Consider the following 26,439-nt stretch of genomic DNA (forward strand, 5'->3'; position numbering starts at 1 on the left):
CATCAGGAATCATCCTTCGTCTAGAGACGGGAGGTTTCTCGATGAAAAACGTTAGTGAGCGCGGCCAACTTTGATGAAAGCGTGTTTGAACCCCTTTTTCTCTAGACATTCACCGTTCAAATATAAAAGACATTTAACATTCGGGAATGTAATTCAATCTAATTATATCTTATTTCTCATCCGAATCCAGTAAAGGAGTGCGTGCTTCTAAATGATTGTTTATTTTCACTTCCGAGAAGATGATATGGGTAAGAGTGGTGGCAAAGGCAGAAACGTCATTAATAAATTCTTCGATTTCCTCTAATCGACTTACCGTCAACATCACCATATAGCATGCTCGTCCGGCAATACGATAACAAGATAATGCGGTTGGGTACTGTTCAATAAACTCTTTGAATCGCTTATATTCCCCGTTTTTGATCGTCACTTCCATCATACAGTCGATCGTAAATCCCAGTTTTTTGCGATTGATTTGAATGGTGTATCCCTCAATCACTCCATGTTCCTCTAATCTTTTCACTCTTTCGGTAACCGAAGGAGGCGATAAGCGGACTTTCCTTCCTAACTCTCTCATGGACAAACGGGAGTTTTTCTTTAACTCTGCAAGGATGTGTAAGTCAATCTCATCTATTTTCATTTGTAAACCCTTCCTTTATTTTTTGTTTCATACGAATGATATTTCTAATAAATTTATTTTATATTAAATACCAATTACACTTCAAACCTTTTAAAATAAAGAAAAAAGAAAGGATGGAATCAATGGCTAGAATTTCATTTTCCTTATATGGAGAAACCCCATTTCAACAATTGCTCGGTCACAATCCAACGATTATGGAAGCATGGCGGCGGCTAGGCGAAGAACTTGAAAAAGATGGTCTTCTTTCGTCCCAATTGAAAGAACAAGTGCGGCGCATGCTTGCTCAAAACAATGGTTGTGAATACTGCAAAGCAAAAGGAAAGCCGGAACCGCATTTGTTTGATGAAAAAACATCACTAGCCGTCGGGTTTGCGGAGGTGTTTGTCAAACAACAAGGGCAAATTGAAGACTCCCTTTTTTCCGTTTTAAAAAATGAATTTAGCGATGCGGAAATTAGCGAACTATGCGCATTTATTTGTTTTACAACCGCCTCGCAATATTTTGGTGCCATGATGAACTTACAGCCAAATGAAAAAATGAAGGAAGATAAAAATGAAGCAAAGCAACAAATTAACCCTCATGATTATTGATGTACAACAAGGCTTTGAGAATAAAAAATGGGGAGAACGTAATAATCCAGATGCCGTGAAAAACCTCTACCGTCTACTCCAAATATGGAGAGAACGAAAATGGCCTATTATACACGTCTAGCATCTATCTACTCATTCCTGATTCTCCCCTATGGGCCAACGGCAATGGGGTCTTATTTAAGGAGATTGTCAAGCCGAGAGACGAAGAGTGATCATTCAAAAAAACGGGAACAGCGCCTTTATAGGGACAAAGCCGGAACAGTACTTAAAAGATCACGATATCAATCATGTGGTGATTACCGGTTTAACGACCCCTCATTGTGTCTCCACTACTGCCAGAATGAGCAACAACTTAGGGTTTCATACCTACCTGGTTTCAGACGCGATAGAGTGCCAAGCACGCCCATTTACAAAAAGGAGCTTGGAATCACCAAGCTCCTTTCCTCATGCAAATTCGCAGATCCTTTATAACGATAACGCGCTCTTCCACCTATTCGTCGATGAGTGATCAATTAGTTGATTCCCTTATCCAACTTCCGTTTTTTCTCTAAAAGCAACTGAAATTCCTTCTCAAGTTCTTCACTTGGCTCCATACTTAGTCGGCTGAGCACCTCTGACATTTTCGTTTCAAGTAAGAGCCGTTGATCTGCTTGCGTATCCGCATGGCGATCTTTTTGACGGACATGTTGTTCATATTGTTGATAGGTGCCATCAAACCATTGAATGACTTTGTCCTGGATGACCAGCATTTTTGTCGCGACATTTTCAATGAATCGGCGGTCGTGCGAGGCGAAGATGACGGTTCCTTTATACTCTTGTAACAGCGATTCCAATGCACGAGCTGCTTCAATATCGAGAAAATTCGTCGGTTCATCTAAAATGAGTGTATTCACATCACTGACAAATAATTTGGCCAGCGCTACTTTTACCCGTTCGCCGCCACTTAAAACTCCTATTGGCTTATACACATCATCTCTGAAAAAATGCAATCTTGCAAGAATGGTACGAATCAGTGTTTCCTCTTGTTTGGAAGTGGATTGTACATTCTCTAAAATCGACTTCTCAACCTCTAAAATATCTAAGTTTTGACTAAAATATCCGATTTTCACGATCGGCGAAATGACAATCCCGTTATCCCGATGAATCATTTTTTTTAGAAGTGTCGTTTTTCCGCTCCCATTCGGACCGATCACTGCCAGTTTATCTCCGCCGCGTACATGAAAACTAGTTTTTTCCCATAAAACACGTTGGCCAATGACACCCGTAACCTCCTCAACGCGAATGATGATGCGATCTTGAAAAGTGTCTTCATGAGGCAAACTCATGTTGATGGGAGCCGTTTCCTTTATTTTTTCCACTTTTTCCAGCTTTTCTAATCGGGTCTCCATCGCTTTGGCTGTTTTTTGCAGCTTCTTTTGTTTTTTGGCAAAATATGGTTTAGTACCCATGATGTTTGCTTCTGACCGGCTCACCTTTTTGGGAGCTTTTGTTGCTCTTTCTGCTTTTTGTTTTTTTAATTCCAATGCTCTCTCTAACGCTTGCTTCTTTTTTTCATACTGTTCATAAGCGGATTGCTGTCTGCGGCGTTCCAACTCTTTTTGTTCCAAGTAATCGCTGTAATTGCCTTTATACTCTTTGATCTTTCCTTCGTCCATTTCCCAAATGGTTGTGCAAAGGGCATCAAGAAAGGCCCGATCATGGGATACAATGACAAAAGCTCCCTTCCATTGGCTTAGTTTCTTTTCCAGCCATTCAATATGCTCTCGATCCAGATGGGTTGTTGGTTCATCCGCCAATAAGAGCTTCGGCGCTTTTGAAAAGAGGTCATTCATGTATGACTGTGTGACTTCTCCCCCGCTTTTGATCGCATCGATTCTTTTGAGCTGCGGCAAAAGCCCGCATTGAGCGCGACATAACACGCTTCCTTGTTCTGAAGAAATCTTTTTCGCTAATATGTTCAACAATGTCGTTTTTCCGCTGCCATTCTTGCCAACTAAGCCAATTCGGTCATTTTCATAAATGGCTAATCGTTCGATCTCAAACAATAATCGGTCTTTTACATAGTGCTTCACATTCAATGCTTCTAAAAGCATCATATCATCATCCCCATTTTTCTGTGTTTTTGGGGACAAAAAGGCCCCCTATCCGTTTCCAGAATAGGAGGCATGGACATCGTCAGACACCAAAAAGAGGCACACTCTATTTGGGTGCAACAAACGATAGAAATGCAATCCTATTCTGAAAACTTTAACTGAAGGCAACACAAAGAAAACAGAAATCGTCTTCCGCTAAAGAATGCCTTCAATTAACGTCTTTTCAAAATAGGATTAGCACTTCATGTTCGTCGATTCACCCTTCCGTTCGTATTGATTCGCCTTGATTTTAATTTAAACAATATCTTAATCATTGTCAAATGTTGTATATAAAAATAAGGCTTTTATGAGTGAGATCCCTCTATCAACAAAGCGATCAAACGTACAAAAAGAGAAATAAAGATTTTGTTAATCATCGAACTACGTTTTTATGAGTCAACTCAAACAGGACGTTTCGTAGATGATCACAGAAGCACTGTAATCAACCATATTTATTTTAATTCATTTACATAATACTGAAGACTTTGAGTGAAAGGTTTTACGCTTTCAGGAGAAAGAAGCAATATGGCATTTATGAGAGTACGAACAGACTGTCCGTGCTCACCCGCATGATATTGAGCTAAAGCATAAAAACAATGGATACCAATATGATTTGGAAACTCATCCATTGCAGTCTTAAGAATATGCTTAGCATCGTCTAACTTTCCTATATTTCTAAGACTTGAACCTAAGCATAATAAAGCGACACAGCGTTGTTCAGCCGGCAATCCGAGCGACAACGCCTTCTCGTAGTAATGTATCGCTTCTTCTTCTTTACCCATCGCATCTAGAGTAAAGCCAATTTCTAAATGAATAAAGGGATTGTCGACTTCCGTTTTTTCTAACGGAATAAGCAAATGATAGGCTTTCTGTAGATCGCCTTCTCGGCGGAACTTTTCAGCCAACTGTCTTAATTCAGAGATATTCAAGATTAGGTTCTCTCCTTTCTAATTTGCCCCTCGCAATGATGAATCATATGAGATGGTAATGATGCAAGAAATCTTTATAGATCATCACCTATCCATCTTTCGAGTATTCTCAACCAATATTATCCATTCATTTTACTTTTGATTGTATGAAGCAACATTCACCTATACAACTTCCTTATTTTCCGTAGCAGAACACCAACCTCATCTTGTATAATGCGGCATCCCCTATTTTGGGGACGTTAATATGAATCTTAAATAACCATGTCAATGACTCTGCTGATCCATTCAAAATTTTCTTCAATTCTAAGTCTATGGCAAAGATTTTTATGAACTCTTATAAATTCTGGAATAATACTTTTCATCACATTTATCATTTCAAGAGGATTTCTACCACATTCCCAGCTTTCAAGGAGAGCTCGTTGCCAATCTTTTAGTTTACTTCTTTGGCCTTCGTATTTTGCCCAATCGCCAAACGCATTTGGTTGAATCCCCATTTCCATGTACCAAGCGGTTGCCATTGATAGACGTAAATGATCAATACATTTTAAAGCATAGTAATACTCTTTCCTCATTACTCTGCGATAAGCTTCATGAAAATACGCAAAAAACTTTGTCCGCCAAATCTCGATTTCCTCTGCTGTTGGTTCATAGGATAAAGCCATTGATTTATCTAAAATATCTGCCAGCATTCCATTCGTGTCTTTTATAATTTTTATATTTTTCAACCATATAGAAGGCTGAATGTCTTCAGGTTTATAATAAAATGTATCCACTTTAACGAAACAATCATAGTGAGCGATTGAATAAGTTACAAACGGACCTAAGCCCTCAAAATAAAGAACATTTCCCCACTTTTTAGGGCGCTTTTTTTTGTTTGAGATAAACTCCTGAAATTTTTCAGGTAATACAACGATGCGGAGGTCAATGTCGGAATATAAATCCATGTTTTCATTTCCGATTGAACCGCCATAAAAAGCCGCTAATACATCATCGTCATTAAACAAATCTTTTTCAATTGCAGTCATTAAAGCTTGACGGTGCTTTGGAATTTCTAAATCTCTTTCTTTGTGTCTAGTTACAAATCCCGCACATTGAATCATCGCTCCTTTACACTCTATTTTGAAACATTGATTTTATATATTGGATATTGAACGGTTTATTCCTTTTTATTACTGTTTAGGAAAATAAAAAATATTAGATAAATGCCACAATCTGGAGCTTAGGTTATTTTCCCCAGGGAGTTTCTCATCACGCGAATGCGTGGCAAAAAATAAGTCTGTAGCCTTACTTTCCAACCGTGAACTCTGACAGATGCCATTTATTCATAAGATAATATAGCATAAGAACAATAAGTGAATCGGTTTAATCTCGGATCATGAATATTTATTATATAGTTGTCATGTCAATAGATTCATGTTGAAATGACGGGAATATGTTATAATAATCAAGATACTGAAAACGAAGAAAGGAGCATATTCATGGCGGAAATTACAAATGAAATGATTTTGCAAGCGATTAAAGAGCTGGCGGAGCAGCTAAAAAATTATGAGGAAGAAACCAATCAACGCTTTGAACAAATGGATCAACGCTTTGAACAAACAAATCATCAGCTGACGGAAATCAATGAGCAGCTCAGCCAAGTTGAGCAAAAGATTGTCCAGATGGATAAACAACTGACTGATGTAGCGAACGGGCAAAAAATTCTCGTGGAAGAGTTGTTTGAAAACAAAAAAGAAATAAAGCGAGTCAAAAATGTTCTCAACATATACTAATTTCATTCCGCCTATTGAACAGTTCTCTGTGCGGACTCTTGCAAACGAATGGTACCGTGAAACACAAACGGAGCATAAAATCAGCTTCTACTTTGCATTAGCCACTGCTTTCTTCTCAATAGCGTCCGACTACTGGAATCTTTTCCCACTTCAACCACCAAAGCGCTTTTCCACATTTCATATCCGTTATTTTGCATCAAGGAACATGAGAATGTGTCAAGCGAAAAAGGCTAAACATTCACTCTCAAATGATCACACATCACCAGTTTGCCTCTATCATTCGACTTCAAACAGGGTTCAAAGTTGCATTACATGATGAAAAGCCGATCAACTGTGCAGCTGCACGTTTTCGGCTTTTCATCGATAGATGGAAACAATGGAGAAAGAGTCTCCCTGTTTTTGCAAACCTTATTCTTGTGATAGTCTCATCGCAGCCATGATGGAAAACTCCCTGTTCCATCGCTTTGTGTACGTGAGTTACGCTCCAAAGAACGTTTGAAACAGCAAGTATCCGTTTAAGCCGATAATGATGATCGCTACGGCCCAAGCAAGAGCCTTGAGCCATAATGGATTTGCAAATTCCCCCATTTTCTTTTTATCGCTTGTAAATTGGACAAGAGGGACAACGGCAAAAGAAAGCTGCAAAGAGAGAATCACTTGACTGAAAATAAGCAATTGAGCCGTTCCGCTTTCACCATAAAGAGCTGTAACGATCACAGCTGGGATAATCGCGATCAATCGGGTAATAAGTCTTCTTAACCAACCAGGAAGACGAATGTTGAGAAAGCCTTCCATCACAATTTGTCCCGCTAACGTTCCTGTTAATGTCGAGTTTTGTCCAGAAGCTAACAAAGCAACTCCAAACAAAATGCTTCCCATCGTCGTTCCGAGCAGCGGCGCAAGCAAATGATAAGCATCACTGATTTCTGCCACCTCTTTCATTCCTGCTTGATGAAAGGTAGCAGCTGAAACAATGAGAATGGCGGCATTAATAAATAAAGCAAAAAACAAGGCAATGGTCGAATCCCATGTAGCATATTGAATGGCTTGCCGTTTTCCTGCATGTGTTTGCTCATATTGGCGCGTTTGTACAATGGAAGAATGTAAATATAGATTATGCGGCATGACGGTCGCGCCTAAAATACCAATTGCGATATAAAGCATCGATGGATTGTGGACGATTTCGGCACTTGGAACAAATCCCTTCAATATACCGCTGACATCCGGCTTGGAAAGAAAGATTTCTGTTGCAAAGCAAGCGCCAATCGTTCCAATTAAAACGATCACCAATGTTTCGATATAACGAAACCCTTTATTTTGCAAAATCAGTACGACCAGTACATCCACGGCGGTGATCAGGACTCCATATATTAATGGAAGACCAAACAATAAATTCAGCGCGATGGCCGAACCGATGACCTCTGCTAGATCGCATGCCGCAATAGCCAACTCGCATAATATCCACAATACGATCGCAGCAGGTTTGCTATAATGATCGCGGCAGGCTTGTGCTAAATCTCTTCCTGTTACAATTCCAAGCTTCCCGGCTAAGGCTTGAAGCAAGATTGCCATTAAATTAGAAAGTAAAATGACGGAAAGAAGCGTGTATCCAAACTGCGAGCCCCCGGCAATATCGGTCGCCCAGTTTCCAGGATCCATATATCCCACGGCCACTAAATACCCTGGCCCGGCAAACGCAAGAAACTTTTTGAACCAAGATCCCGTTTTGGGAATGCGCAAACTTCGATAGACTTCAGGCAACGTTGGTTGTGTTCGTTGCTTTCTCCATCCAGTTTCAACTGCAGTCGGCAGTTTTTTATGATTTTTATTCATGATGGCCACCTCATGATTGGTGTTCACTAAATATTTTGTACAGAGCAAACTTTTATTGCAAAAAAATTTGCTGATAAAACAGACCGACTTTAACGGCCTTCGTCAGAGTGAAAAAAGATTCGTTCGATCTTCCAATATATGTAAAGAGAAAAGAAACGTTAACTAGATAAATTGTACATCGGAAATTTTTTAAGTCAAGAAAATAACATTGAACAACGTTCCCTGTCCTAAACGATGTTTTACAAGAAGATTTTCATCATTTCATGCTTTCCATATACAAAACATCTGTATTTGTTGATAATATAAGCATCTGTTATTCTAAAAAAATGGATAAATCTTTTTTTCATTTGTCAACCTATTATAAAAACGTCCGTTGGAAGTGTGTCTACGCCATCACTACCATCAAACCAATATATATAGCCGCTCCCCACATCACTAAGGCCGAGCCCTTGTTAAGGATTCGCAGCAGTCGTCCAGATGGATCTAGCTTCCCTGTTAGTTTTCCCATCAATGCTAAAAGGATGAACCATACCCATGAAACAATGATACATGCGGCCGTAAACGCAATCTTTTCTGAACCCGTATAGCTGAGTGAGCTTGTTCCGATCACCCCGATCGTGTCAAGAATTGCATGAGGATTCAGCAGCGACACCGAAGCGGAGAATGCAATTTGCTTCAAAGGGGTAAAAGCTTTCTCGGCTATCTGTTTGCTGCTATCGGCCGGAGTGCTTTTCCAAGTGTTCCATCCCATAAATAGCAAAAATAACAGACCAGCACACATCAGTATGGTTTTAAGCCAAAATGAACCTAAGATCGCAACAGATACACCGAAAACAGCAAGCATAATTAACAATGTATCGCATAGCGAAGCAGCCAAAACAACCGGTAGCGCTTGAATCAAGCGAGGCTGAAGAGCTCCTTGGTTAAAAACAAAAACATTTTGGACACCGAGCGGGAGAATCAACCCCAATGCAAGAATAAAACCATGAATAAAAGCTTCTGCCATTCTATCTATTCCCTCCTTGCGTGCGATTGATACATAATGATTATACTTGGATAGCCATCATTGTCTCCAACCAATTAGATGGATTTTATCCCAACCAAAATATAGAATCAAAGCAAGAAATAGAATTAACATAGCCCCCCTCCGGGGAAGTCTCTCGCCTCTAAACCAAGCGGGGAAGTTTTATCAACGAGCTTATTCTATTGTTCTAGCAAATTATTTTTATAAGGGAGAGAATGTTGCATGATCGAATTGGATTGGAAGCCTGATAAATCATCGCCAATCCCTCTTTATATTCAAATTAAGGACTATATAAGAGAAAAGATTGAAACAGGACAATGGACTGTAGGGACGAAAATTCCTCCGCAGCGTACATTGGCTCAAGCATGGGGCGTCAACCGCAGCACTATTGTTACGGCTGTGGAAGAATTAATCTCAGAGGGATTGCTCGAAGGAAAAAGCAGAAGCGGTACGAAGGTGATCAACAATACGTGGTCTTTGATGATGTCTGCCTCGCCCCCCGATTGGAACTCTTATGTGCAGGCAGGAATTCATCCGCCTAATTTACCTACGATACAGGAAATCAATAAAGCAGAATTTGCTCCTAACATCATTCGATTGGGGACAGGAGAGCTTTCTCCTGATCTATTTCCGCGTGAGATGATGAAACAAATCATGAATCGGGTATCGGACCGCATAGATTCGCTTGGTTACGAAGAACCGAAAGGATTGCTTTTTCTGAGAGAACAACTTAGTACATATTTAAAAACGATCGGAATCGAGGCTTCTCCATCCTCTATCTTGATTGTGTCAGGGGCCCTACAAGCATTGCAATTGATTTCAATAGGTTTATTACATCGGGGTTCTACCATCTTTCTTGAGAAGCCATCGTATTTGTATTCTCTGCATGTGTTTCAATCCGCCGGCATGCGGTTATTTGGGCTTCCTTTAGATGGAAATGGTGTTCAAGCAAAAATGATTGCGCAACAAAAGAAGAGACAGAATGCTTCACTACTTTATACGATTCCATCTTTCCATAATCCAACAGGTATATTGATGTCTAAAGAGAGACGAAGAGAACTCATGGACGTATGTGAACAAGAGCAGCTGCCAATTATTGAAGATGACGTATACCGAGAACTCTGGATAGATTCACCGCCGCCTCTCCCCTTAAAAACTATTGATAAGAACGGACTTGTTCTATACTTAGGCAGCATATCGAAAACATTGAGTCCTGGTTTGCGCATCGGCTGGATGGTCGGACCAAAGCCTGTCATTGAACGACTAGCAGATATTAAAATGCAAACGGATTATGGATCGAGTTCCTTATCTCAATGGGTTGCGGCGGAATGGCTATCAAGTGGATTGTATCACCAACATTTAGAAAAAGTCAGAACAGAATTGAAGGTGCGCAGAGATGTCATGATTAATTCGTTACAAAAGCACTTTTTCGACATTGCCACATGGTCTGTTCCTAAGGGCGGTTTTTATCTATGGCTGCGCTTATTACCTCCGATTTCTAGCAGAAAGCTTTTTGAAAAAGCGTTAGAGCACGGAATTTTGTTAAATCCGGGAAATGTCTACGATCATCATGCAACCCAGTATCTTCGGCTTTCTTATTCCTATGCATCCTTGGATGAACTTGAAAACGGCATCTTTCGTTTGTCAGAAGTGATTCGTCAACTAACCTTATAACTCTTTTCTATCATCTATTTTACCTCTTTCCTTCGTCCACCGATGCGATACAATGAAAAATCCTCCTTTGACATACAAGGAGGATTTTCTTTTTATTTACAAAAAATTAGAAAAATGTCAGTCCGACTATAAAAATAATTCCCGATACTAATAACGTTGTTACGCAATATCCCATAATGTCTCGGACTCCTAACCCCGCAATCGCAAGAGCTGGCAGTGCCCAAAACGGCTGTGCCATATTCATCCATGCCTCGCCATACGCAATAGCCATTGCGGCAATACCTGGATCGACTCCTAACGAAGCAGCTGCCGGCATAATGAAAGGTCCTTGAACGACCCAATGCCCTCCTCCAGATGGAACAAAGAAATTAATGAAGCCAGAGCTTAAAAAAGCGAGAATCGGAAAAGTATGTTCATTAGAAATGGAGATAAAGGCATTCGTAATCATGCCGCCTAATCCTGATTCCTCCATCATCCCTTGGATTCCGGCATAAAAAGGAAATTGAATTAAAATGCCAGCTGTGCCACGGGCAGCATTCGTGATTGCTTGCATATACGATAAAGGCGTGCCGTGTAATAATAAACCCGTAAAAAAGAAGATTAAGTTAACGGTATTGACATCCATTTTAAATCCATTCGTAACAAAGTAATAAATTAAATATGCGTACCCAAGTGCAACGATGAGATAGGTTAAGATTCTGCTGTTTTCCATCCGCACCGCAAAGCTCTTTTCACTTGTTGCTGCCAATGGTATATTGTTTTGGTCTTCAGCAAGCAGTTTTGGGTCAATTGTTACCACTTCGTGTGATTTCGGCATCATGAACCTTGTCATAATCGGTAAAACAATAAGAAGCGAGACGGTAATAAACAAATTAAAACCGGTAAAAATAGTTTCCGTTAATGGAATGATCCCGGATATTTTCTCCATCGGATTACCGGGTGTGGCTGCTAATAAAGGAACCGATCCAGAAAGTCCGCCGTGCCATGTTAAAAATCCTATGTAAGCGCTTGCAATTAACAGACGATAATCAGAACCTGGCACTCGTTTTGCCACTTCTTTGGCAAACAAAGCGCCGACAATTAAGCCAAATCCCCAATTAATTAAAGAAGCGATCGCCGCTCCTAATGTTACGAGGATGACTCCCTGAGCAGGCGTTTTAGCAACACCGGCAAGGTTTTGCAGTCCTTTTTTAACAAGCGGTGAACTTGCTAAAGCGTGCCCTGTTACTAAAATCAAGCTCATTTGCATAGCAAATGCCAGCAAGTCCCAAAAACCATCTCCCCAGAAATGAACCATCTCGAGTGGACTATGGGGAGTGAAGATGATCCCGGATATAAACAAAATAGCGGTTAGAATCAACGCGAAGACAAAAGGATCTGGCAAAAACCTTTGAACGAGTACAGTAAAAAAATTGGACAATACTTTCACAGCATTCTCTCCTTTACAACATGAATATTCATACTATTATAAATAAACGAAATATTATCGAATTAACAGTGTATTTGTTCCTAATTTTTCAATTTCTCAAATATTTGGAGAGAATGAACTGAAACTACTTCACTGTTTATTTATTATTATAACTAGATATAGGGCCTGTTCATTAGAGTATCTTATCCGACTTCATGCTGATGACGTAACGTAATGAAGGCAGACCATCACCTCCTTTTTGTCTTAAACATTAGCACCTTTTTAAAAATATTCGCAGCCAATTGTCCATATCCTTACACTTGGTCATTCAATAACACCCATCTGATGTGGTCTTCCCATTTTCCGTTCACTTTGAGCATTTTTTTGGCGATCCCTTCACATTCGAAGCCAAGTTTTTTGACTACTCGAATGGAGGCTTTATTTTTGGGCATAATGGGAGCTTCAATTCGATGAAGCCGATATTCATTAAAGATGATGCCGATTCCTTTTTTCAGTGCTTCCGTGATGTATCCTTTCTTTATTTCCTCTTGATCCAGCTTATATCCTAAAATACACGATTGAAAAATGCCGCGGATTATATGGCTAAAACTAATGCAGCCAATGGCTGGGGCTTCATCTCCAGCATCCTTGCGAAACAGCCAAAGCTTAAGCAAATTTCCTGCTTTAGCTAGTTCTAAATCTTGACGCAATCGATTGGCTTGATATTCCAATGTAAAAAAATGTTCTTGTCTGTCCGCCTCCCACTTTTGCAGAAAATCTCGGTTTTTTTCATAATATCTCAGCACGGTTTCAGCAAATGTGTCATCTAGTTCTCTTAACCGCAAGCGATCGGTTTCGTAGACTCTCATGATGCGATCCTCCTTATCTTTATCCTTTCCTGAAAAAAGAATGCCACGAAACGGTTGGCCGTCCTCATTCTTACATTCTCCTTGTTCGTTTGAAATCCTGTTCGATATAAAAAACACGCATATAATGCGTGTTTCAAGTTCTTGATAAACGATTTTATTCTGCGTCACTGCGTCCTCTCATCATGAGATTCGAACGGCTACGCTCCTTGTTTGCCAAGCGTTTTCAAGCCCATTTGCTGTGAAAACACCACCATAAATGAGCTTATTCTTTCGGCCATTTCTTCATTACCGTTTGGACGATTTGTTCCGCTGTTAGCCCGTAAACCTCTTTTAATTCATCCATTTTTCCAACTTGACCGAATTGTTCACGAACCCCCACACGGTATACTGGAACCGGATATGTTTCCATCAGCGTTTCAGCAACGGCACTCCCTAATCCGCCAATGACATTATGATTTTCGGCTGTGACAATCAATCCTGTTTTTTGAGCCGCATGTATGAGCAAATCTTGGTCAATCGGCTTGATGGAATACATATCAATGACCATCGCTTCGATTCCTCGGTTGGCTAACTGTTCCGCTGCTTTCAATGCTTCTTCCACCATAATTCCGGATGCGATGATAGCGACGTCACGACCTTGGCGCAAGCATTTGCCTTTTCCTTTTGGAAAGGATTCACCATTTGTATAAAGACGCGTCGCTTTTTTACGGATGGTGCGAATATAATGAATCCCGTATTCTTGATAGATTTGTTTAAGCAGTGCGCGAAACATGGTGCTGTCGCTGACTTCATAAACGGTCGCATGCGGAATCAATCTTACAAGACCAAGGTCCTCAAAAGCCATATGAGTTCCACCGTTGTGCTCTGCCGTCACTCCCGCGTCAGATCCAATAATTTTTACATTTAATTGGGCGTATGCGCATGATACAAATAATTGATCAAAGGCTCGTCTTGTCGCGAATTGAGCAAATGTATGAACAAACGGAATTTTTCCAGTTAGAGAGAAGCCGGCCGCCACTCCCATCATATGAGCTTCCATAATGCCGCAATTGATTAGTTGCTTTGGAATAAACGACTGGATTTTATTGGTGGAGATCGAACTCATTAAATCTGCTTCTAAGGCGACCACGCGCGGATCCTTTTGCGCCAGCTCTAAAAGCGTTTCCGCATAGATTTGGCGCATTTCCTTTTCTTCTAATTCCAACGGCCAGTACTTTAGGCTCATCTGATCACATCCTCTGTGGAACATTTTTGTTCGAGTTCATAAATCGCTTCCTCGATCGCTTGACGGTCTTCGTCTGATGGCCTTATATGGTGATTGTCCTCCTTTTGTTCTAAATACGGCACGCCTTGGCCCTTAATCGTATCGAGAATGATCGCCACGGGCTTTTCTGTTTGCTGTTTTCCCGCTTGAATGGCTGCTTCAATCTCTTCCAAGCTCGCGCCGTTCACTCGGCGCACCCAAAAGCCGAAAGAGCGGAATTTCTCTACAAAATCGATAGGATCGCATATCTCTTTGGTCCAGCCGTCCAGTTGCTTTTTATTGTCATCGACAAAGACAAATAGGCGATGGAGCTTGTGATGAGCCGCAAACTGGATCGCTTCCCAGCACTGGCCTTCGTTTAATTCTCCATCTCCCACAATCGTATACGTATAAGACGGCAAGTCAGATAATTTTTGTGATAAGGCAACACCGACAGCGACCGAAAGTCCTTGTCCTAACGAACCTGTTGTCATTTCTACCCCCGGTGTTAAGTTGCGGTCGGGATGAGAAGGGATACGGGTCCCAGTTTGATTCAATGTATAGAGCAGATCATATGAAAAAAAACCTTTGACAGCTAATGTCGCATAAAGGGCTGGTCCGCCATGCCCTTTTGATAAAATAAAACGATCACGCCGTTCATCGTGCATTTGTTGTGGAGAAATGTTCATGATTTTGCCGTATAGCACAGCTAGGACTTCAACAATTGAAAGGCTTCCTCCATAATGGCCGAACCCTAAAGCATATAGCTGCTTTAATGTCCATAATCTGATTTGATCGCGAAATCGTTCCAGCTCGCTCATCTTTGATTCCTCCTTCATCATGACTGATGCAAAAAAGCTATTAAAATAAAACCGGGAGCAGACCATTCTAAGAAGAGAACCACCAACATTAAACGTTGGTGGTATGATCAGGAGAAGCATTTTTCTTGTTGCGAATAAAAGAAAGGACGACGGCAATGACGACAGCGGCGATGATCGTCACAGTAATTCCTACTGAACCTAAATCATTCGCTATATAACCTAACACAATGCCAGAAGCCCCAAAATCGGCATCAGAGAAGGTGGTATTGGCAAACCCTAAATCTCCTAGCACCGGCATCAAGAACACCGGCAAGAAAGTAATCAGCAGCCCATTGGCGAAAGATCCAATGGTTGCGCCCCGTATTCCACCAGTAGCATTCCCGAATACGCCAGCTGTCGCACCTGTGAAGAAATGCGGAACAACCCCTGGCAAAATAATGATCGAACCGGCTATTCCAAGAATCATCATGCCGACGATCCCACCTAAGAAGCTGCAAAAAAATCCGATTAATACCGCATTTGGTGCATATGGAAACACAATGGGGCAATCAAGAGCTGGTTTGGCGTTTGGAACAAGCTTGGTCGAAATTCCTTTAAACGCAGGAACAATTTCTGCTAGGACAAGCCGAACTCCAGATAAAATAATGAACACTCCCGCGGCAAACGTAATCGCTTGAATGATGGAAAAGACAATGAAGTTTTTCCCGCCGCTTAAATTTTTTTCGATGTAGTCCGGTCCAGCAATGATGGCTACAATGATATAAAGGATGGTCATTGTTAATGCAATACTGATAGAGCTGTCTCTTAAAAAACCGAGCCCTTTTGGAAAGTTTATTTTTTCTGTTGAACGCGAATTTTTGCCGACAAGACTGCCGATCGCCCCAGATAAGGCATACCCGAGCGTGCTAAAATGGCCAAATCCGACTTGATCATTTCCTGTGATTTTTCTCATAAACGGTTGCGCCAGCGCTGGGAAAATCGCCATAATCAGACCAAGCGCTAAAGAACCGACGAAGGCGAGCTGAAATCCTTTTAATCCCGCAGCAACTAAAATCACGGCAATCATGCACGCCATATACAAGGTATGGTGTCCCGTCAGGAAAATATATTTTAATTTTGTAAAGCGAGCGACTAAAATATTAGCAATCATTCCAAAAAACATAATAAGAGCGGTTGATGATCCGTATTCGGATAATGCCATCGCCACAATCGCTTCATTATTTGGCACCACTCCATTGACGTGGAAAGCTTCTTGAAACATTTTGCCGAAAGGATCAAGCGAGCTCACTAAGATGCTAGCCCCGGCAGAGATAACAATGAAGCCTAAAAACGATTTGGTGGTTCCTTTAATGATATCGCTGGCAGGCTTTTTTTGAATGACGAGTCCAACTAGCGCAATGATGGAAACTAATACAGCCGGCTCGCTTAAAATATCCATCACAAACTTTAATACCGCATTTCCCACATGAACCCCCTCCTTATAATTTTCCTAATTCCTCCAGCTTCTGTTTTAGCTTATTTTTCATTTCTTCCTGATCGATAATGCTATCTAATATAATGCGATCTCCCAAATGGCTGGCGCCTTCTGCAATATCCTTAGCCATCACGAACAAATCAGCCATATCGCTTGTAGCGGAGCTGAGATCGCAATGTTCGACTTCGATGTGATCAACCCCTAGCTCCCTTAATACTTGTTGAATATTCATTTCCAACATAAAACTACTTCCAAGACCGGATCCACAAATGGCTAAAATTTTCAATCTAAATCCCTCCTAAAAAATTATTGGAATCAAATAGTTTTTTACAAAATAATCTTATGACCTCTGGAACATTGATGGTCAGAGATGACTTTCGCTTCTCTTCATCCTATATTCAGTTTTGGTCCAACCATCCGACCGGCCGAAAAACGGCATCAATTCCATGTCTATGAAAATATTCGTATATGAAGTTTGGCCCTTCGCCTCCTTTCTCTATTTCATGAAGTAAGTTTCATTCATGCATTAAGTCAGTGAATATTGATGAATAAGCTGTAAAAGCTCGGCTTTATCTTTCGCTTGAAAAAGTGCTTGAAGGCTTTCTTTATTTCCTAATAGCTTCGTTAACTGAGCGAGAGCTTTGAGATGTGTTGTATTATCGATGGCTGCAAGACAAATCAACACTTTGACTGCATTCTTTTCTTCATTTAATAGATAAGTAGGCTCATCAAGCTTTAAAATGCTCATTCCTAATTTTTGTACCCCGCATTCCGGTCTAGCATGAGGAATCGCTAGCTCTGGATGGACAATGAAATATGGTCCTAACTTCTCGACGTTTCCAATCATTTCATCAATGTAGGACGGCTGAATATATCCGTTTTGCAACAGTGGTTCTGCCGCTTTAGCAATGGCTTTCTTCCAATCGGAGATGCCTGTTTCGAATTGAATCATTTCTTCTGTAATCAGCTCATTCAACAACGGTTGTCTCCTCCTCAAGTTGGTTTTGTTCGGCTGTCCATATAACACGGCCGTAATGTCTTCTTTCAATTTTTCTGCATGCTGCACCACGCAATATCTTTCGATAATTTTTATAATTTGCTCCGGTGTCGGATATGGAGTTGAATGGGTAAATAGTTGCTGCATTACCGTATGATGAAGAAGCTTTTTTTCCGCTTCGTTCATAATCGGTTTAACGATAAAGAGTGTCTTACTTGTTTGCAGCGGAACCGTAGAAAACACGATATCGTAGTCTCGCTCATCCAGATTGGAAAACGCATCCTTTGACATAGGCGAAAGCCAGTGGAAGTTTGGAAATAATGAGTGCAAATAAGTTTCAACCATTAAACTTGAACTAATACCGTTAGAACAAACAATGACCGCTCGTATCGGTTTTTTGTTTTTGGCTTCAAGTGCATTTTGTTCAAGCAAAGCACCAAAGTGAATCGTCAAAAATCCAATCTCATCTTCGGGAATATCGATATTAAGCATTTCTTGAATGGGCTTCATCACTTCTGATACAAAGCTGAACAAGCTTGCATGCTCTTCTTTAATTTCCTCTAATAGCGGGTTGGTAATCGGAATTTTATACAGCATGCGATAATAGGCTGGTTTAAAATGGCGATAAAGCGCTTCAATCGCTTTTGGTTTATTTTTTATTTGAAAGCACGCATATTTTTCAAAATCATTGATAATTTTTTTCGTCATAGAAGTTAGCAGCTCGGTCGATGTTGGCGATAATTGTCCTTGGGTAATTCCTAATAACAGAATAGTTAAATAGGCGAGTTCTTCAGTTTGTGTGCTTTCATTTAGAGCTTGTTGGATTGTCAGAGCGACTGGATACATATCATGCTTTTGTAAAAATTGGTTCGTATCAGAGTGAATTTGAACCCATTTTTGTTGATGCTGGCGAATGTGAATCATTTGCAGCAGGTAAATAAAGTCAAACATTCTTTCTTCAATAAAGGTTAAGCGAAAAGCTTTTTCCACGTTCTTTAAATGTTTTTCGTAAGTTGTAAATTGATCTTGATGCCCCTGCTTCCTAAAAAGATATTCAAAGATTTCATGCTTAGAAGGATGAGACGAAAACATAGAAATGCATTTTAGCATTAAATTTCGTTTGTCTTCTTCCGATCCTCTTAAATGAAAACCTTGTTCTCTCGTATAGCGGATCTTGACCCTGAATTTTTTGCTGAACTCATTGGCGCGTTTAACATCAGTAGTAACCGTATTTTTGCTGACGTTTAATAAAAACTGGTAGTGCGCATTTGAAATCAGCTCTGTTCGAATAAAGGTATAAAGCAATAAAATCAAAACCCGCTCACGTTCATCAAAATGAACCTGTTTCCTATGGATAGGGTTTGTTTTCATCTGTTGGCTCTTCCAATACTCAATCAACTGACTTGGGATGATCAGCTCTGTTTGCTTTGTATCGATTTCCGGCAAATCGTTTTGCTTCAGCCAATCATTAATTTTTTCCAAATGGTAAAAAAAGCGCCTTGCGCTCAAGCTATGGGTTTCAATAAAAATCGGATAAGATTTCGGCCTTGTCGACATCAGCAGCTGAAATAATTCCGAATTTTTTTTATCAAGCATGAGGCAGCTCCTCCCTTTAGTTATAGTATAAGTGAAAGCGGATACAATGTGGCGGATGGTTTGGCACAATGAATGTTTGTTAGATAATGAATCATTGTGATCAATCTGATTAACCCGTGGCGCTTGTTGAGCAAGATATACAACGCCTCGCTCCCTCCACATTTGTCTAGGTGTAGCCGGCAACAGCTGGCCTTCCGAACGTGAGTTTTGACAAGTGCCGTCATTCATCATACGTATACAACACGAAGATCATAAGTGAATCGATCAATTGTTCATTTGCCATTTCTGTCATAAAAATAGCTGGCTATGAACAGCCAGCTGTTTTTTATTTTTCGATATTCATTTACAATATTTCACATGGTTCGTTAAGACAGGAGCTCCTAATTGCCTCGTTTTTGAATTGGATGGGCGCACTTGTATTTGCACTCCTGTCATTTGAGCGGTAATATCCTCTATTTTTCCCGCCCATATCGAACCATGCTTTTCTTGGATGGGCTGGAGCTTGAATCGCCAGCTAATTTCTCCTGGAATAAAAGCAAACCCTTCATACGTATCGTAATTTCCTAAAGTGCTAGGGGCGGGCAAATGGAGAGCGTGGATACTGATGCTTGTTCGCGGAAAACTTGGCGTCAGCTTCACCTTGTAAATCAGAGCGGCTCCGTTTGCATTTTTACTTCGCTGATCTACAGATGGCAAAATCATGCTGCATGGCAAAGATCGTTCAGATTCTGCATAAGTGTGGTGAGAGCTTACAGTCATCATCCCGATTAACCCTAATCCCAAAATGACCCGTTGCATATGTACCTCCATTCCGTTCATTTTGGGTTAGTGTTTATCTTTTTTTACGCCCTTATACCATCCATCCGCTATTTTTTCCTTTGCTTCTCCAGCAGTTCAATGATCCGATCGAGCTTTTCTTCTATTTGAGTTAATTGGCTTTCAGAGCCTCTGCTTCTCCCTAATAATGATCGGGTCGCCCAAAAGATCGCACTTATGAAAGCCGCAAATAACGCGAGCATCAACAGCAAAAAGATGAGGTCTCCCCACTGCATGTCAACTCTCCTTTTTTCCTTATTGTACCATAAGGAGTGACGCAGTAGCAGAGAAAATTTTACTTTAAGCTTCCCTAAGATAAGACAACATATATAAAGACGTGTTATGCTTCTTTATGCACAAAATACATAATTGAACATTCATCTAAGGATCATTTCGCTTTTTCTTTTTCCGTCCTTTTTGGCATATGCTCTTTCTCATAATTATCGTCTTCCATATTGTCGCGGATCGTTTTTTTTGCAGCACGAATGAGGACATGACTAAAAAACAGGCGCAGACGGCGTAATGATCCTTTTCAACAAGCGGCGCATCCATATTGTACAGTCCAATAAATATGAACGCGCATGATAAAACGAAAGACGCCCAAGCTAAAAATAGTAAATGCCTGCGTGTTGCGGCGGCGGTAACGCCTTATTCGCTCCCCCTTCCCAAACCAACTTCTCATAATTTATAATGGTACTACATCGCCCCAGTAATAAGGCTTCTTATAAGCAATACTACAATCATAGATCGTTTTCTTCATATCTGTTTCCCCCTTATTCAACAAATAAAAACGGAGCCCCGTTGATAAGATCGTTACGAGCATGACATTGAAAAGTAAAGATACGAGGAAGATTTCAGTTCATTTGAACTACTCCTGTTTTAAAAACCTTTATAGTATAAGATACAAATGGAGGGAAAAAACATGATCACGAAAGTTGTTCAATGGGGAGAGGCAAAAGTAAGATTAACGTGGAATTCGGATACACAGCTTCCGCCAAGACATTTAATAACAAGTGCCCATGCTTTTTGCTTTAAAGATGGCAAGCTGCTGCTGGTGAATCTTAACCATAAGGGGATGGGACTTTCCCGGTGGACATATGGAACAAGGAGAAACTCCTACAGAATGTGTCAAACGTGAAGCATATGAGGAAGGCTATGTGAGAGGAAGCTGTTTTCTTTTAGGGCATATTGTCGTTGATCATAGCGCCAATCCGAAATGGGATGAAAGCAGTCCTTATCCCAAAATCGGCTATCAGGTTTTTTATCGTATGGATATTGAGCAAGTATTGGACTTTGAAGGAAAATACGAATCAGTTGAAAGAATTTTTATTAATCCAAATGAAGTAATAGACTATTATCATGATTGGAACGAACTTTATCAGGAAATCCTTTATCGTGCTATAAACCATCATAGACATTAACCTTCAAGCAAGAGTAAAGGGTTCGATGGGCTCCTATCGCCACATTTAGCTTCTTTCATCCTGTTTGCTGAACAATAGCTGTCCATCAGAGCAACCGTTTTGAAAGACATGAACCCTCCTGAATTTAGGAGCGATGTTCATGTCTCTTTTGCTTACATTTACGGTTTGAAATGTTGGATAACGATCCCTTTTCCGTTGTTCACTTTGACTTCAGCCAACGCTCCGTTAATAAAAGTGATTTGCGGCGGAACGTGTCCGCAGTCGATATCGTACACAATGGGAATTTGCAGCTCTTGCGCCAAATCTTGATACACATCTTCTGCTGTATAGCCATCAATCGGTTTATTGGCAGCGCTGCGCCCAAACAAAATTCCCGAACAATGATCAAACCAACCCGCCAATTTCATTTGCACAAGAGAACGCCGCAAATCTGTAGTGGAAAGCTCGCAGTTTTCTAAATACCAAATGATAGGCTCGCCGTTGAGATGGGTTTGACGAAAATCACGGACACGGCCATAAGGTGTGCCAATCAAATGCCGAATGACATCAATGCAGCCACCGAGCAATCGGCCTTGCAGGTTGACAGGTCTATTTGTAATGGTTTTCCAATATGTCTCTTCTGTAAGATGGAACACGCATGGAGATGGGTTGTCATGCTGCCACTCCTTTTGATATTTTCGCGAAGAATATTGAATCACAGCTGCACCTGGCTGCGTCGACAAAACCGTCTCCCACATGGCTGTTGTCTCATCAACATATTCACCTCTAATATCTACAAAGTTCGTTCCGTGAGCAGTGGCGATTCCGGTGTTTAGCGTAATCGCTAATAGTAGAACACTTGTATCAGAATACCCTAAAATCCATTTTTTGTTAATATTTGCAAAATCGAGTTCTTCGAGAATCTCAATTGATAGCTCCCCTCCCCAAGGCGGGATAATCAAATCAATCTTTTCATTTTGCATCATGTCCATCCATTCGGTCGCTCTCTTTTTTGCATGAGCCGATTTGGCTTTTTCTTGCGTCCAAACCGTTTCACCGCAAACGACTTTATACCCTTTTTTCTCTATGCGTTCGCAAGCCCCTCGAAGCATCGGATGCAAAGCGGGCTTGACGCCTGAGGAAGGTGCGGTGATACCAATTGTTGCTCCTTTTCGTAAAAATGGATATTCGATCATTCGCCTCTCTCCTGTTCTGTCTAACCATTCAAATTTTGCAGTTTAGTCTTTGGATAACGACACCACTATTGATTTATGAATGTTTACATAAATCGATCCGTTCTTGTTCGGAAACAGCGGGGGTTGGCTTGGGTCATCACCGCCCAATATCGGTCGCCATATAATCAATGCCACCATTCTGTAAAATCATTCACAAAACGGACAGATTGAAGAGCATGAGCGAGGTTTTGCCGGTTTTTTCGAGCTTCTTCGCTAATATTGGCTGCGTCAAAAAAAGTGGCGTTGTCTGTCTCTTGCGGTATAGCATCATACGGTGTACCAAGGTCCAACTCGCTGCCATTCACATCAACCTAAGTTAAATCGATGGCCCCTCCTGTTGGGTGAGGAGCTATATTTGGCGGAGCCACATATTTAGATGCCTCTGCTATAAGATCAGCTGAATTTTTGTTTGGAAACTGGAGCTTTGCCCGTTGCAAAGCACGATCAAAAGCACGCTGCTGAATATGCAAAGGTCTGTATCCTTCTTTAACCAAAAAGCGCAGGCCCTTTGGAAGCAAGGCTTTGGCTATAGAAAGCTTCTTGGCTATCGACAGGCGGACACAAACGAAAAGTAATCGCTTCTGTTTGCAAAAACCGGATCTACTGCAATATCTGGATCAAAGTAAGCAAGGTCAACAAATGGTTCTTGTGATGGCTCAACAGGCATAGAGAAAACAAGGGGATCGGTCATGAAAATCGTTTTCGTTTCTTTCACAAACCTCTCTCCTTTTTCTCGACTTCCGTAAACCTCGACATGTTTTTATAAAGCAACGCAGAAATCTTCTTTTAGCTAGTGTGAAAAACTCTTCGCTAACGGAATGCGGATGAACTTATCATCGTGATGACTGGGAACCCCCCTGCCGTCCGTGTTATTCGTGACAAAATATAAATAATCCTTCCATATAAACACATCACGTACCCGGCCCACATGATTCACGATTTGCTTATATGTTTTCGTTTCAAGATTGAACGCTAAAACTCCTTCGCCACGCAGTTGGGCAGCGTATAAAATCCCTCGGTTATAAGCGAGTCCAGATGGCGCCCAAGTATGACCGCCAGAATGGAATAACGGCTTGATCATTCCTTCCTGTTTCTCGTCTCCCTGAATAAAAGGCCAGCCATAGTTGCCCCCAGGTTGGATCGTATTGATCTCATCATGCGCGCTGGAGCCGTGTTCAGAGCTATACAGCTGACCGTTCTCATCCCAAACCAGACCTTGGGGGTTGCGATGCCCATAGCTATAAACAAATGAGTCAGAAAAAGGATTGTCTCTTGGTATCGTCCCATCCAAATTCATCCGCAGAATTTTTCCTCCAATTGACGATAAATCCTGCGCCAGCATTGGATCGGTTGCATCTCCAGTGGCAATATATAACTTGCGATCTGGTCCGATTTTGATTCTACCGCCATGGTGAAAATTGCCGCTTGGGATGCGATCTAACAACACTCGCTCTTCTGTCCATCCGTCACTCCTTTCACGCAGTTCCACTACCCGATTAAATTGTCCGTGTTCATCCTCGTATGTGTAATATAAAAAAGCATGGTTCTTTTTCTTTGGGTGGAGGGCAAAACCTAATACTCCTGCTTCAGCTGCCGTCGCAAGCCTTTTATCCAATTGAAGATTTTGTCTTACCTTCTGCTTGCCTGTTATTTTGACAATGGAACCTGTCCGTTCTGAAATATAAAAGGAGGTGCCGTCCCATTCTATCGCCCATGGCGCGCTTAAATCTTGCGCAATGATGCTTTCGTGCTCAACAGTATGGGAGTCATTTTGCTCGTTATCTTCCGATTGATTTGAACAACTTGCTAGAAAAATCATGATACAGGTGATGCTTGCTAAGCGTTTCTTCATTCGCTTTTTCCCCCATCATCAATAGTTTTCGTTTTTGTCAATCTTCCTTCGTCGCTATATTGATCATCATCACTTCATCATGTCGCTTATCTTTATCACGATCCATTTTTTTACCCGCGGACAGTTGATGCAGCAAAACGAGGGACAAAAATGTTATTGAACGACTTTTTCTCTTTTATGTGATGTGGAGAATCAGATAGTATTTATTTTTTAGAGAAGCTTGGTTTCTATTTTTCATTTCGGCAAAAACATGAAAATCCCTTTTGGCGGATGTTTTCGCTTTTTAATCCCCCTTTTTCTATCAATTCAAAAATTTATTATTTAGTTGACAAATGGCCACTGATGATTGATAATAGGGATATAGAACATATATTCGCATATTTTCTCCTATTGTTTTTTACACGTTTGATAAAGGAGAGAATTGGAAAAGGGTTCAAACCAATAGAAATCAAGCATGTTTTTTCATCATGAAAATGGGGGGTTGATATGCGGCATTCCTCTTAAACTCTTAAAGGAACAAGCCGATGATGCGATTAACAGCAGTCATCCTCACTCGTTTACGCCGGCCATATTTTTAAGCAAGCAAACATTTGAACAGTTGGCACAGAGAAGAACAGTTCTCATGCTGGTTGCTCCATCTCCATTCAGCCAACAGCTGGAGCGTCATGGCAGCTAAATCTTGCAAAGCCTTAACAGTTTGAAAATAAATACAAGTAGAGAGGTTATGTTATGTCCGTAACACATACAAATCCATCTATGGCTTCGCTATTGCGTAACCGCTTTATTCAAACGATTATGACAGCAGGAGTGCTTATCCAAATCGGCATTTGGATTCGCAACTTTGCGATTTTATTGTTTGTTACCGAAAAAACGAATGGCAACGCACTTGCTGTTTCACTTATTTCAGTGGCTGAATTTGCCCCCATTTTTATCTTTTCATTTATCGGCGGAACGTTTGCCGACCGCTGGCGGCCTAAACGCACGATGATCTGGTGTGATCTCTTAAGTGCCCTATCGATCTTTGCCATCCTTCTTGCACTTTTATTTAGCACATGGAAAGCAGTGTTTCTCGCAACCTTTGTTTCTGCCATTTTATCGCAGTTTTCTCAGCCTTCGGGAATGAAATTATTTAAAGTGCACGTTCACGAAGCACAGATGCAAGCAGGCATGTCGCTATTCCAAACCATGATGGCCGTCTTTGTTGTGATTGGCCCTGTATTAGGAACATTTGTATTTCAACAATTTGGAATTTATATTTCCATGGCGATCGTCGGTCTCGCTTTTTTATTCTCTGCTCTTGTGCTAACCCTGCTGCCGCCGGATCGAATCGAAAAAGCTGATTCTTCTGTCCCCCTTTGGAATGAAATGAAGCAAGGCTTTCGCTATGTATGGTCGCGTAAAGTGCTTGTGATTCTTGGCGGAGGATTTATTGCCGCTGGATTCGGGATGGGATTAATCCAGCCTTTGTCTATCTTTCTTGTGACTGAGCGGCTTGGGATGGAAGAAAGCTATTTGCAATGGCTGTTCGCCGCACACGGGGCCGCTATGATGATCGGTGGAGGTTTAGCTATGGCATTTTCCCATCGAGTGGCGCCGCATATTTTACTCATGATGGGAATGGGCAGTATGGCCATAGGGATTTTTGTGATCGGCTGGTCCACTCTGTTTTGGCTCACCCTATTGGCAGAGTTTTCTATTGGTTTGTTTATGCCGGCTTTTCATATCGGTATGAACACTATTATTATGAATCAAACGGATGCAGCGTTCGTAGGCCGTGTCAACGGCATATTGACACCGATGTTCATGGGAGCGATGGTCATTACAATGAGCTTGTCTGGTCTCTTGAAGGAACAGCTATCTCTATTTCTTATTTATCAGATTTCCGCCGCGCTGTTTTTCATTGGGATGATCATCATGCTTCCGATGTTTCGAATGCTTCATCCTGCTAAAGCTAAATCATGACAGCTCACAAAGCCCAGACGGCTGGGCGGCATGAGGCAGCCTGAAACAAAAAGCTGTTTGAGCGTATGAATCAAGTCATACGTTCAACAGCTTTTTTGCCTCCTTTAAAAACAGAAACTTTCATTCATTAGCATTATGAACCTCTCCTGCCTTCATTCCGTTTAGAGGGGGAGCT

Annotated in this window: 25 protein-coding genes and 1 pseudogene; 7 read left to right on the forward strand and 19 right to left on the reverse strand. The window is 41.1% G+C overall.

The genetic code is table 11. From position 1 onward, the window contains the following. Positions 1–169: 169 nt before the first annotated feature. A complete protein-coding gene (locus GRQ40_RS09120) occupies positions 170–637 on the reverse strand; it encodes an Lrp/AsnC family transcriptional regulator (protein ID WP_159719806.1) in 468 nt (155 codons plus the stop codon). A 122-nt stretch (positions 638–759) separates the two neighbouring features. Here GRQ40_RS09120 and GRQ40_RS09125 point away from each other — a divergent pair, with 122 nt between their 5' ends. Beyond that, positions 760–1,227 carry a carboxymuconolactone decarboxylase family protein gene (locus GRQ40_RS09125; protein ID WP_159719807.1) on the forward strand — a complete coding sequence of 156 codons (468 nt, stop codon included), beginning with the start codon at positions 760–762 and terminating at the stop codon, positions 1,225–1,227. Between the two features lie 208 nt (positions 1,228–1,435). Further along, entirely contained in the window at positions 1,436–1,735 is a 300-nt protein-coding gene (locus GRQ40_RS18985; protein WP_311975619.1) for a cysteine hydrolase family protein, read from the forward strand. A 4-nt stretch (positions 1,736–1,739) separates the two neighbouring features. On the opposite strand, the gene GRQ40_RS09135 is transcribed toward GRQ40_RS18985, so the two are convergent. From GRQ40_RS09135 to GRQ40_RS09145, 3 genes are all read right to left on the reverse strand, one after another. Next, positions 1,740–3,323, reverse strand: coding sequence for a Vga family ABC-F type ribosomal protection protein (locus GRQ40_RS09135; RefSeq protein ID WP_159720829.1), 1,584 nt, complete (start codon positions 3,321–3,323; stop codon positions 1,740–1,742). Positions 3,324–3,811: 488 nt separating this feature from the next. Further along, complete coding sequence (locus tag GRQ40_RS09140; protein ID WP_159719808.1) at positions 3,812–4,288, reverse strand: tetratricopeptide repeat protein; 477 nt, start codon at positions 4,286–4,288, stop codon at positions 3,812–3,814. 251 nt (positions 4,289–4,539) lie between these two features. Beyond that, positions 4,540–5,388, reverse strand: coding sequence for an aminoglycoside 6-adenylyltransferase (locus GRQ40_RS09145; RefSeq protein WP_159719809.1), 849 nt, complete (start codon positions 5,386–5,388; stop codon positions 4,540–4,542). A 378-nt stretch (positions 5,389–5,766) separates the two neighbouring features. On the opposite strand from GRQ40_RS09145, the gene GRQ40_RS09150 reads away from it, so the two are divergent. After that, entirely contained in the window at positions 5,767–6,060 is a 294-nt protein-coding gene (locus GRQ40_RS09150; protein ID WP_159719810.1) for a hypothetical protein, read from the forward strand. Between the two features lie 477 nt (positions 6,061–6,537). On the opposite strand, the gene GRQ40_RS09155 is transcribed toward GRQ40_RS09150, so the two are convergent. Continuing rightward, a complete protein-coding gene (locus GRQ40_RS09155) occupies positions 6,538–7,893 on the reverse strand; it encodes an Nramp family divalent metal transporter (RefSeq protein ID WP_201295950.1) in 1,356 nt (451 codons plus the stop codon). 385 nt (positions 7,894–8,278) lie between these two features. Further along, a complete protein-coding gene (locus GRQ40_RS09160; RefSeq protein WP_080861334.1) occupies positions 8,279–8,899 on the reverse strand; it encodes a LysE/ArgO family amino acid transporter in 621 nt (206 codons plus the stop codon). A gap of 240 nt (positions 8,900–9,139) precedes the next feature. On the opposite strand from GRQ40_RS09160, the gene GRQ40_RS09165 reads away from it, so the two are divergent. After that, the gene (locus tag GRQ40_RS09165) at positions 9,140–10,591 is read left to right on the forward strand and encodes a MocR-like pyridoxine biosynthesis transcription factor PdxR (RefSeq protein ID WP_159719811.1); all 1,452 of its coding nucleotides are present in this window, start codon (positions 9,140–9,142) and stop codon (positions 10,589–10,591) included. A 106-nt stretch (positions 10,592–10,697) separates the two neighbouring features. Here the strand turns inward: GRQ40_RS09165 and GRQ40_RS09170 are convergent, their stop codons facing one another. The 10 genes from GRQ40_RS09170 to GRQ40_RS18990 all read right to left on the reverse strand — a co-directional run bounded on the left by GRQ40_RS09170 (position 10,698) and on the right by GRQ40_RS18990 (position 20,367). Continuing rightward, positions 10,698–12,020, reverse strand: coding sequence for a TIGR00366 family protein (locus tag GRQ40_RS09170; protein ID WP_159719812.1), 1,323 nt, complete (start codon positions 12,018–12,020; stop codon positions 10,698–10,700). Between the two features lie 293 nt (positions 12,021–12,313). Continuing rightward, on the reverse strand, positions 12,314–12,871 hold the full coding sequence (locus GRQ40_RS09175) for a GNAT family N-acetyltransferase (protein ID WP_159720833.1): 558 nt from the start codon (positions 12,869–12,871) through the stop codon (positions 12,314–12,316). 259 nt (positions 12,872–13,130) lie between these two features. Then, entirely contained in the window at positions 13,131–14,093 is a 963-nt protein-coding gene (locus GRQ40_RS09180) for a transketolase family protein (protein ID WP_080861323.1), read from the reverse strand. Next, positions 14,090–14,932: a transketolase gene (locus GRQ40_RS09185; RefSeq protein WP_159719813.1), complete on the reverse strand. Its 843-nt coding sequence runs from the start codon at positions 14,930–14,932 to the stop codon at positions 14,090–14,092. The genes GRQ40_RS09180 and GRQ40_RS09185 overlap by 4 nt, the downstream gene beginning before the upstream one ends. An 88-nt stretch (positions 14,933–15,020) precedes the next feature. After that, positions 15,021–16,397: a PTS ascorbate transporter subunit IIC gene (locus GRQ40_RS09190; protein ID WP_080861317.1), complete on the reverse strand. Its 1,377-nt coding sequence runs from the start codon at positions 16,395–16,397 to the stop codon at positions 15,021–15,023. Positions 16,398–16,410: 13 nt separating this feature from the next. After that, positions 16,411–16,692 carry a PTS sugar transporter subunit IIB gene (locus GRQ40_RS09195; RefSeq protein ID WP_044742463.1) on the reverse strand — a complete coding sequence of 94 codons (282 nt, stop codon included), beginning with the start codon at positions 16,690–16,692 and terminating at the stop codon, positions 16,411–16,413. A 240-nt stretch (positions 16,693–16,932) separates the two neighbouring features. Continuing rightward, positions 16,933–18,999 carry a BglG family transcription antiterminator gene (locus GRQ40_RS09200; protein ID WP_159719814.1) on the reverse strand — a complete coding sequence of 689 codons (2,067 nt, stop codon included), beginning with the start codon at positions 18,997–18,999 and terminating at the stop codon, positions 16,933–16,935. A gap of 339 nt (positions 19,000–19,338) precedes the next feature. Continuing rightward, the gene (locus GRQ40_RS09205) at positions 19,339–19,797 is read right to left on the reverse strand and encodes a YoqH family protein (protein WP_066149890.1); all 459 of its coding nucleotides are present in this window, start codon (positions 19,795–19,797) and stop codon (positions 19,339–19,341) included. A gap of 68 nt (positions 19,798–19,865) precedes the next feature. Beyond that, positions 19,866–20,051, reverse strand: a complete 186-nt coding sequence (locus GRQ40_RS09210; RefSeq protein WP_066149887.1) for a DUF4083 family protein — start codon at positions 20,049–20,051, stop codon at positions 19,866–19,868. A 145-nt stretch (positions 20,052–20,196) separates the two neighbouring features. Beyond that, on the reverse strand, positions 20,197–20,367 hold the full coding sequence (locus GRQ40_RS18990) for a hypothetical protein (protein WP_370514154.1): 171 nt from the start codon (positions 20,365–20,367) through the stop codon (positions 20,197–20,199). A 370-nt stretch (positions 20,368–20,737) separates the two neighbouring features. Here GRQ40_RS18990 and GRQ40_RS09220 point away from each other — a divergent pair. Next, positions 20,738–21,236 (forward strand): annotated as a pseudogene (locus GRQ40_RS09220) (NUDIX hydrolase). A gap of 158 nt (positions 21,237–21,394) precedes the next feature. On the opposite strand, the gene GRQ40_RS09225 reads toward GRQ40_RS09220, so the two are convergent. The 3 genes from GRQ40_RS09225 to GRQ40_RS09245 all read right to left on the reverse strand — a co-directional run bounded on the left by GRQ40_RS09225 (position 21,395) and on the right by GRQ40_RS09245 (position 24,302). Further along, the gene (locus GRQ40_RS09225; RefSeq protein WP_159719815.1) at positions 21,395–22,411 is read right to left on the reverse strand and encodes a S66 family peptidase; all 1,017 of its coding nucleotides are present in this window, start codon (positions 22,409–22,411) and stop codon (positions 21,395–21,397) included. Between the two features lie 583 nt (positions 22,412–22,994). After that, a complete protein-coding gene (locus GRQ40_RS09240; protein WP_159719818.1) occupies positions 22,995–23,165 on the reverse strand; it encodes a hypothetical protein in 171 nt (56 codons plus the stop codon). Positions 23,166–23,240: 75 nt separating this feature from the next. Then, the gene (locus GRQ40_RS09245) at positions 23,241–24,302 is read right to left on the reverse strand and encodes a PQQ-dependent sugar dehydrogenase (protein ID WP_159719819.1); all 1,062 of its coding nucleotides are present in this window, start codon (positions 24,300–24,302) and stop codon (positions 23,241–23,243) included. A 454-nt stretch (positions 24,303–24,756) separates the two neighbouring features. Between GRQ40_RS09245 and GRQ40_RS09250 the strand changes: the two genes are divergently transcribed. After that, positions 24,757–24,978: a hypothetical protein gene (locus tag GRQ40_RS09250; protein ID WP_159719820.1), complete on the forward strand. Its 222-nt coding sequence runs from the start codon at positions 24,757–24,759 to the stop codon at positions 24,976–24,978. Between the two features lie 53 nt (positions 24,979–25,031). After that, positions 25,032–26,264 (forward strand): MFS transporter, encoded by a 1,233-nt coding sequence (locus GRQ40_RS09255; protein ID WP_044742469.1) that lies wholly within the window; start codon positions 25,032–25,034, stop codon positions 26,262–26,264. Positions 26,265–26,439: the final 175 nt, after the last annotated feature.

It is taken from the genome of Anoxybacillus sp. PDR2 (assembly GCF_009834045.1).
In the GTDB taxonomy this organism is placed as follows: Bacteria; Bacillota; Bacilli; order Bacillales; family Anoxybacillaceae; genus Anoxybacteroides; species Anoxybacteroides rupiense.

Coding starts and splice junctions, on each gene's coding strand:
- GRQ40_RS09160 (WP_080861334.1), bottom strand. CDS start 8,899: ATGGCAGAAGCTTTTATTCATGGTTTTATTCTTGCATTGGGGTTGATT.
- GRQ40_RS09135 (WP_159720829.1), bottom strand. CDS start 3,323: ATGATGCTTTTAGAAGCATTGAATGTGAAGCACTATGTAAAAGACCGA.
- GRQ40_RS09225 (WP_159719815.1), bottom strand. CDS start 22,411: ATGATCGAATATCCATTTTTACGAAAAGGAGCAACAATTGGTATCACC.
- GRQ40_RS09250 (WP_159719820.1), top strand. CDS start 24,757: ATGTTTTTTCATCATGAAAATGGGGGGTTGATATGCGGCATTCCTCTT.
- GRQ40_RS09255 (WP_044742469.1), top strand. CDS start 25,032: ATGTCCGTAACACATACAAATCCATCTATGGCTTCGCTATTGCGTAAC.
- GRQ40_RS18990 (WP_370514154.1), bottom strand. CDS start 20,367: ATGGATGCGCCGCTTGTTGAAAAGGATCATTACGCCGTCTGCGCCTGT.
- GRQ40_RS09210 (WP_066149887.1), bottom strand. CDS start 20,051: ATGCAGTGGGGAGACCTCATCTTTTTGCTGTTGATGCTCGCGTTATTT.
- GRQ40_RS09185 (WP_159719813.1), bottom strand. CDS start 14,932: ATGAGCGAGCTGGAACGATTTCGCGATCAAATCAGATTATGGACATTA.
- GRQ40_RS09125 (WP_159719807.1), top strand. CDS start 760: ATGGCTAGAATTTCATTTTCCTTATATGGAGAAACCCCATTTCAACAA.
- GRQ40_RS09150 (WP_159719810.1), top strand. CDS start 5,767: ATGGCGGAAATTACAAATGAAATGATTTTGCAAGCGATTAAAGAGCTG.
- GRQ40_RS09200 (WP_159719814.1), bottom strand. CDS start 18,999: ATGCTTGATAAAAAAAATTCGGAATTATTTCAGCTGCTGATGTCGACA.
- GRQ40_RS09145 (WP_159719809.1), bottom strand. CDS start 5,388: ATGATTCAATGTGCGGGATTTGTAACTAGACACAAAGAAAGAGATTTA.
- GRQ40_RS09180 (WP_080861323.1), bottom strand. CDS start 14,093: ATGAGCCTAAAGTACTGGCCGTTGGAATTAGAAGAAAAGGAAATGCGC.
- GRQ40_RS09205 (WP_066149890.1), bottom strand. CDS start 19,797: ATGCAACGGGTCATTTTGGGATTAGGGTTAATCGGGATGATGACTGTA.
- GRQ40_RS09155 (WP_201295950.1), bottom strand. CDS start 7,893: ATGAATAAAAATCATAAAAAACTGCCGACTGCAGTTGAAACTGGATGG.
- GRQ40_RS09120 (WP_159719806.1), bottom strand. CDS start 637: ATGAAAATAGATGAGATTGACTTACACATCCTTGCAGAGTTAAAGAAA.
- GRQ40_RS09165 (WP_159719811.1), top strand. CDS start 9,140: ATGATCGAATTGGATTGGAAGCCTGATAAATCATCGCCAATCCCTCTT.
- GRQ40_RS09245 (WP_159719819.1), bottom strand. CDS start 24,302: ATGAAGAAACGCTTAGCAAGCATCACCTGTATCATGATTTTTCTAGCA.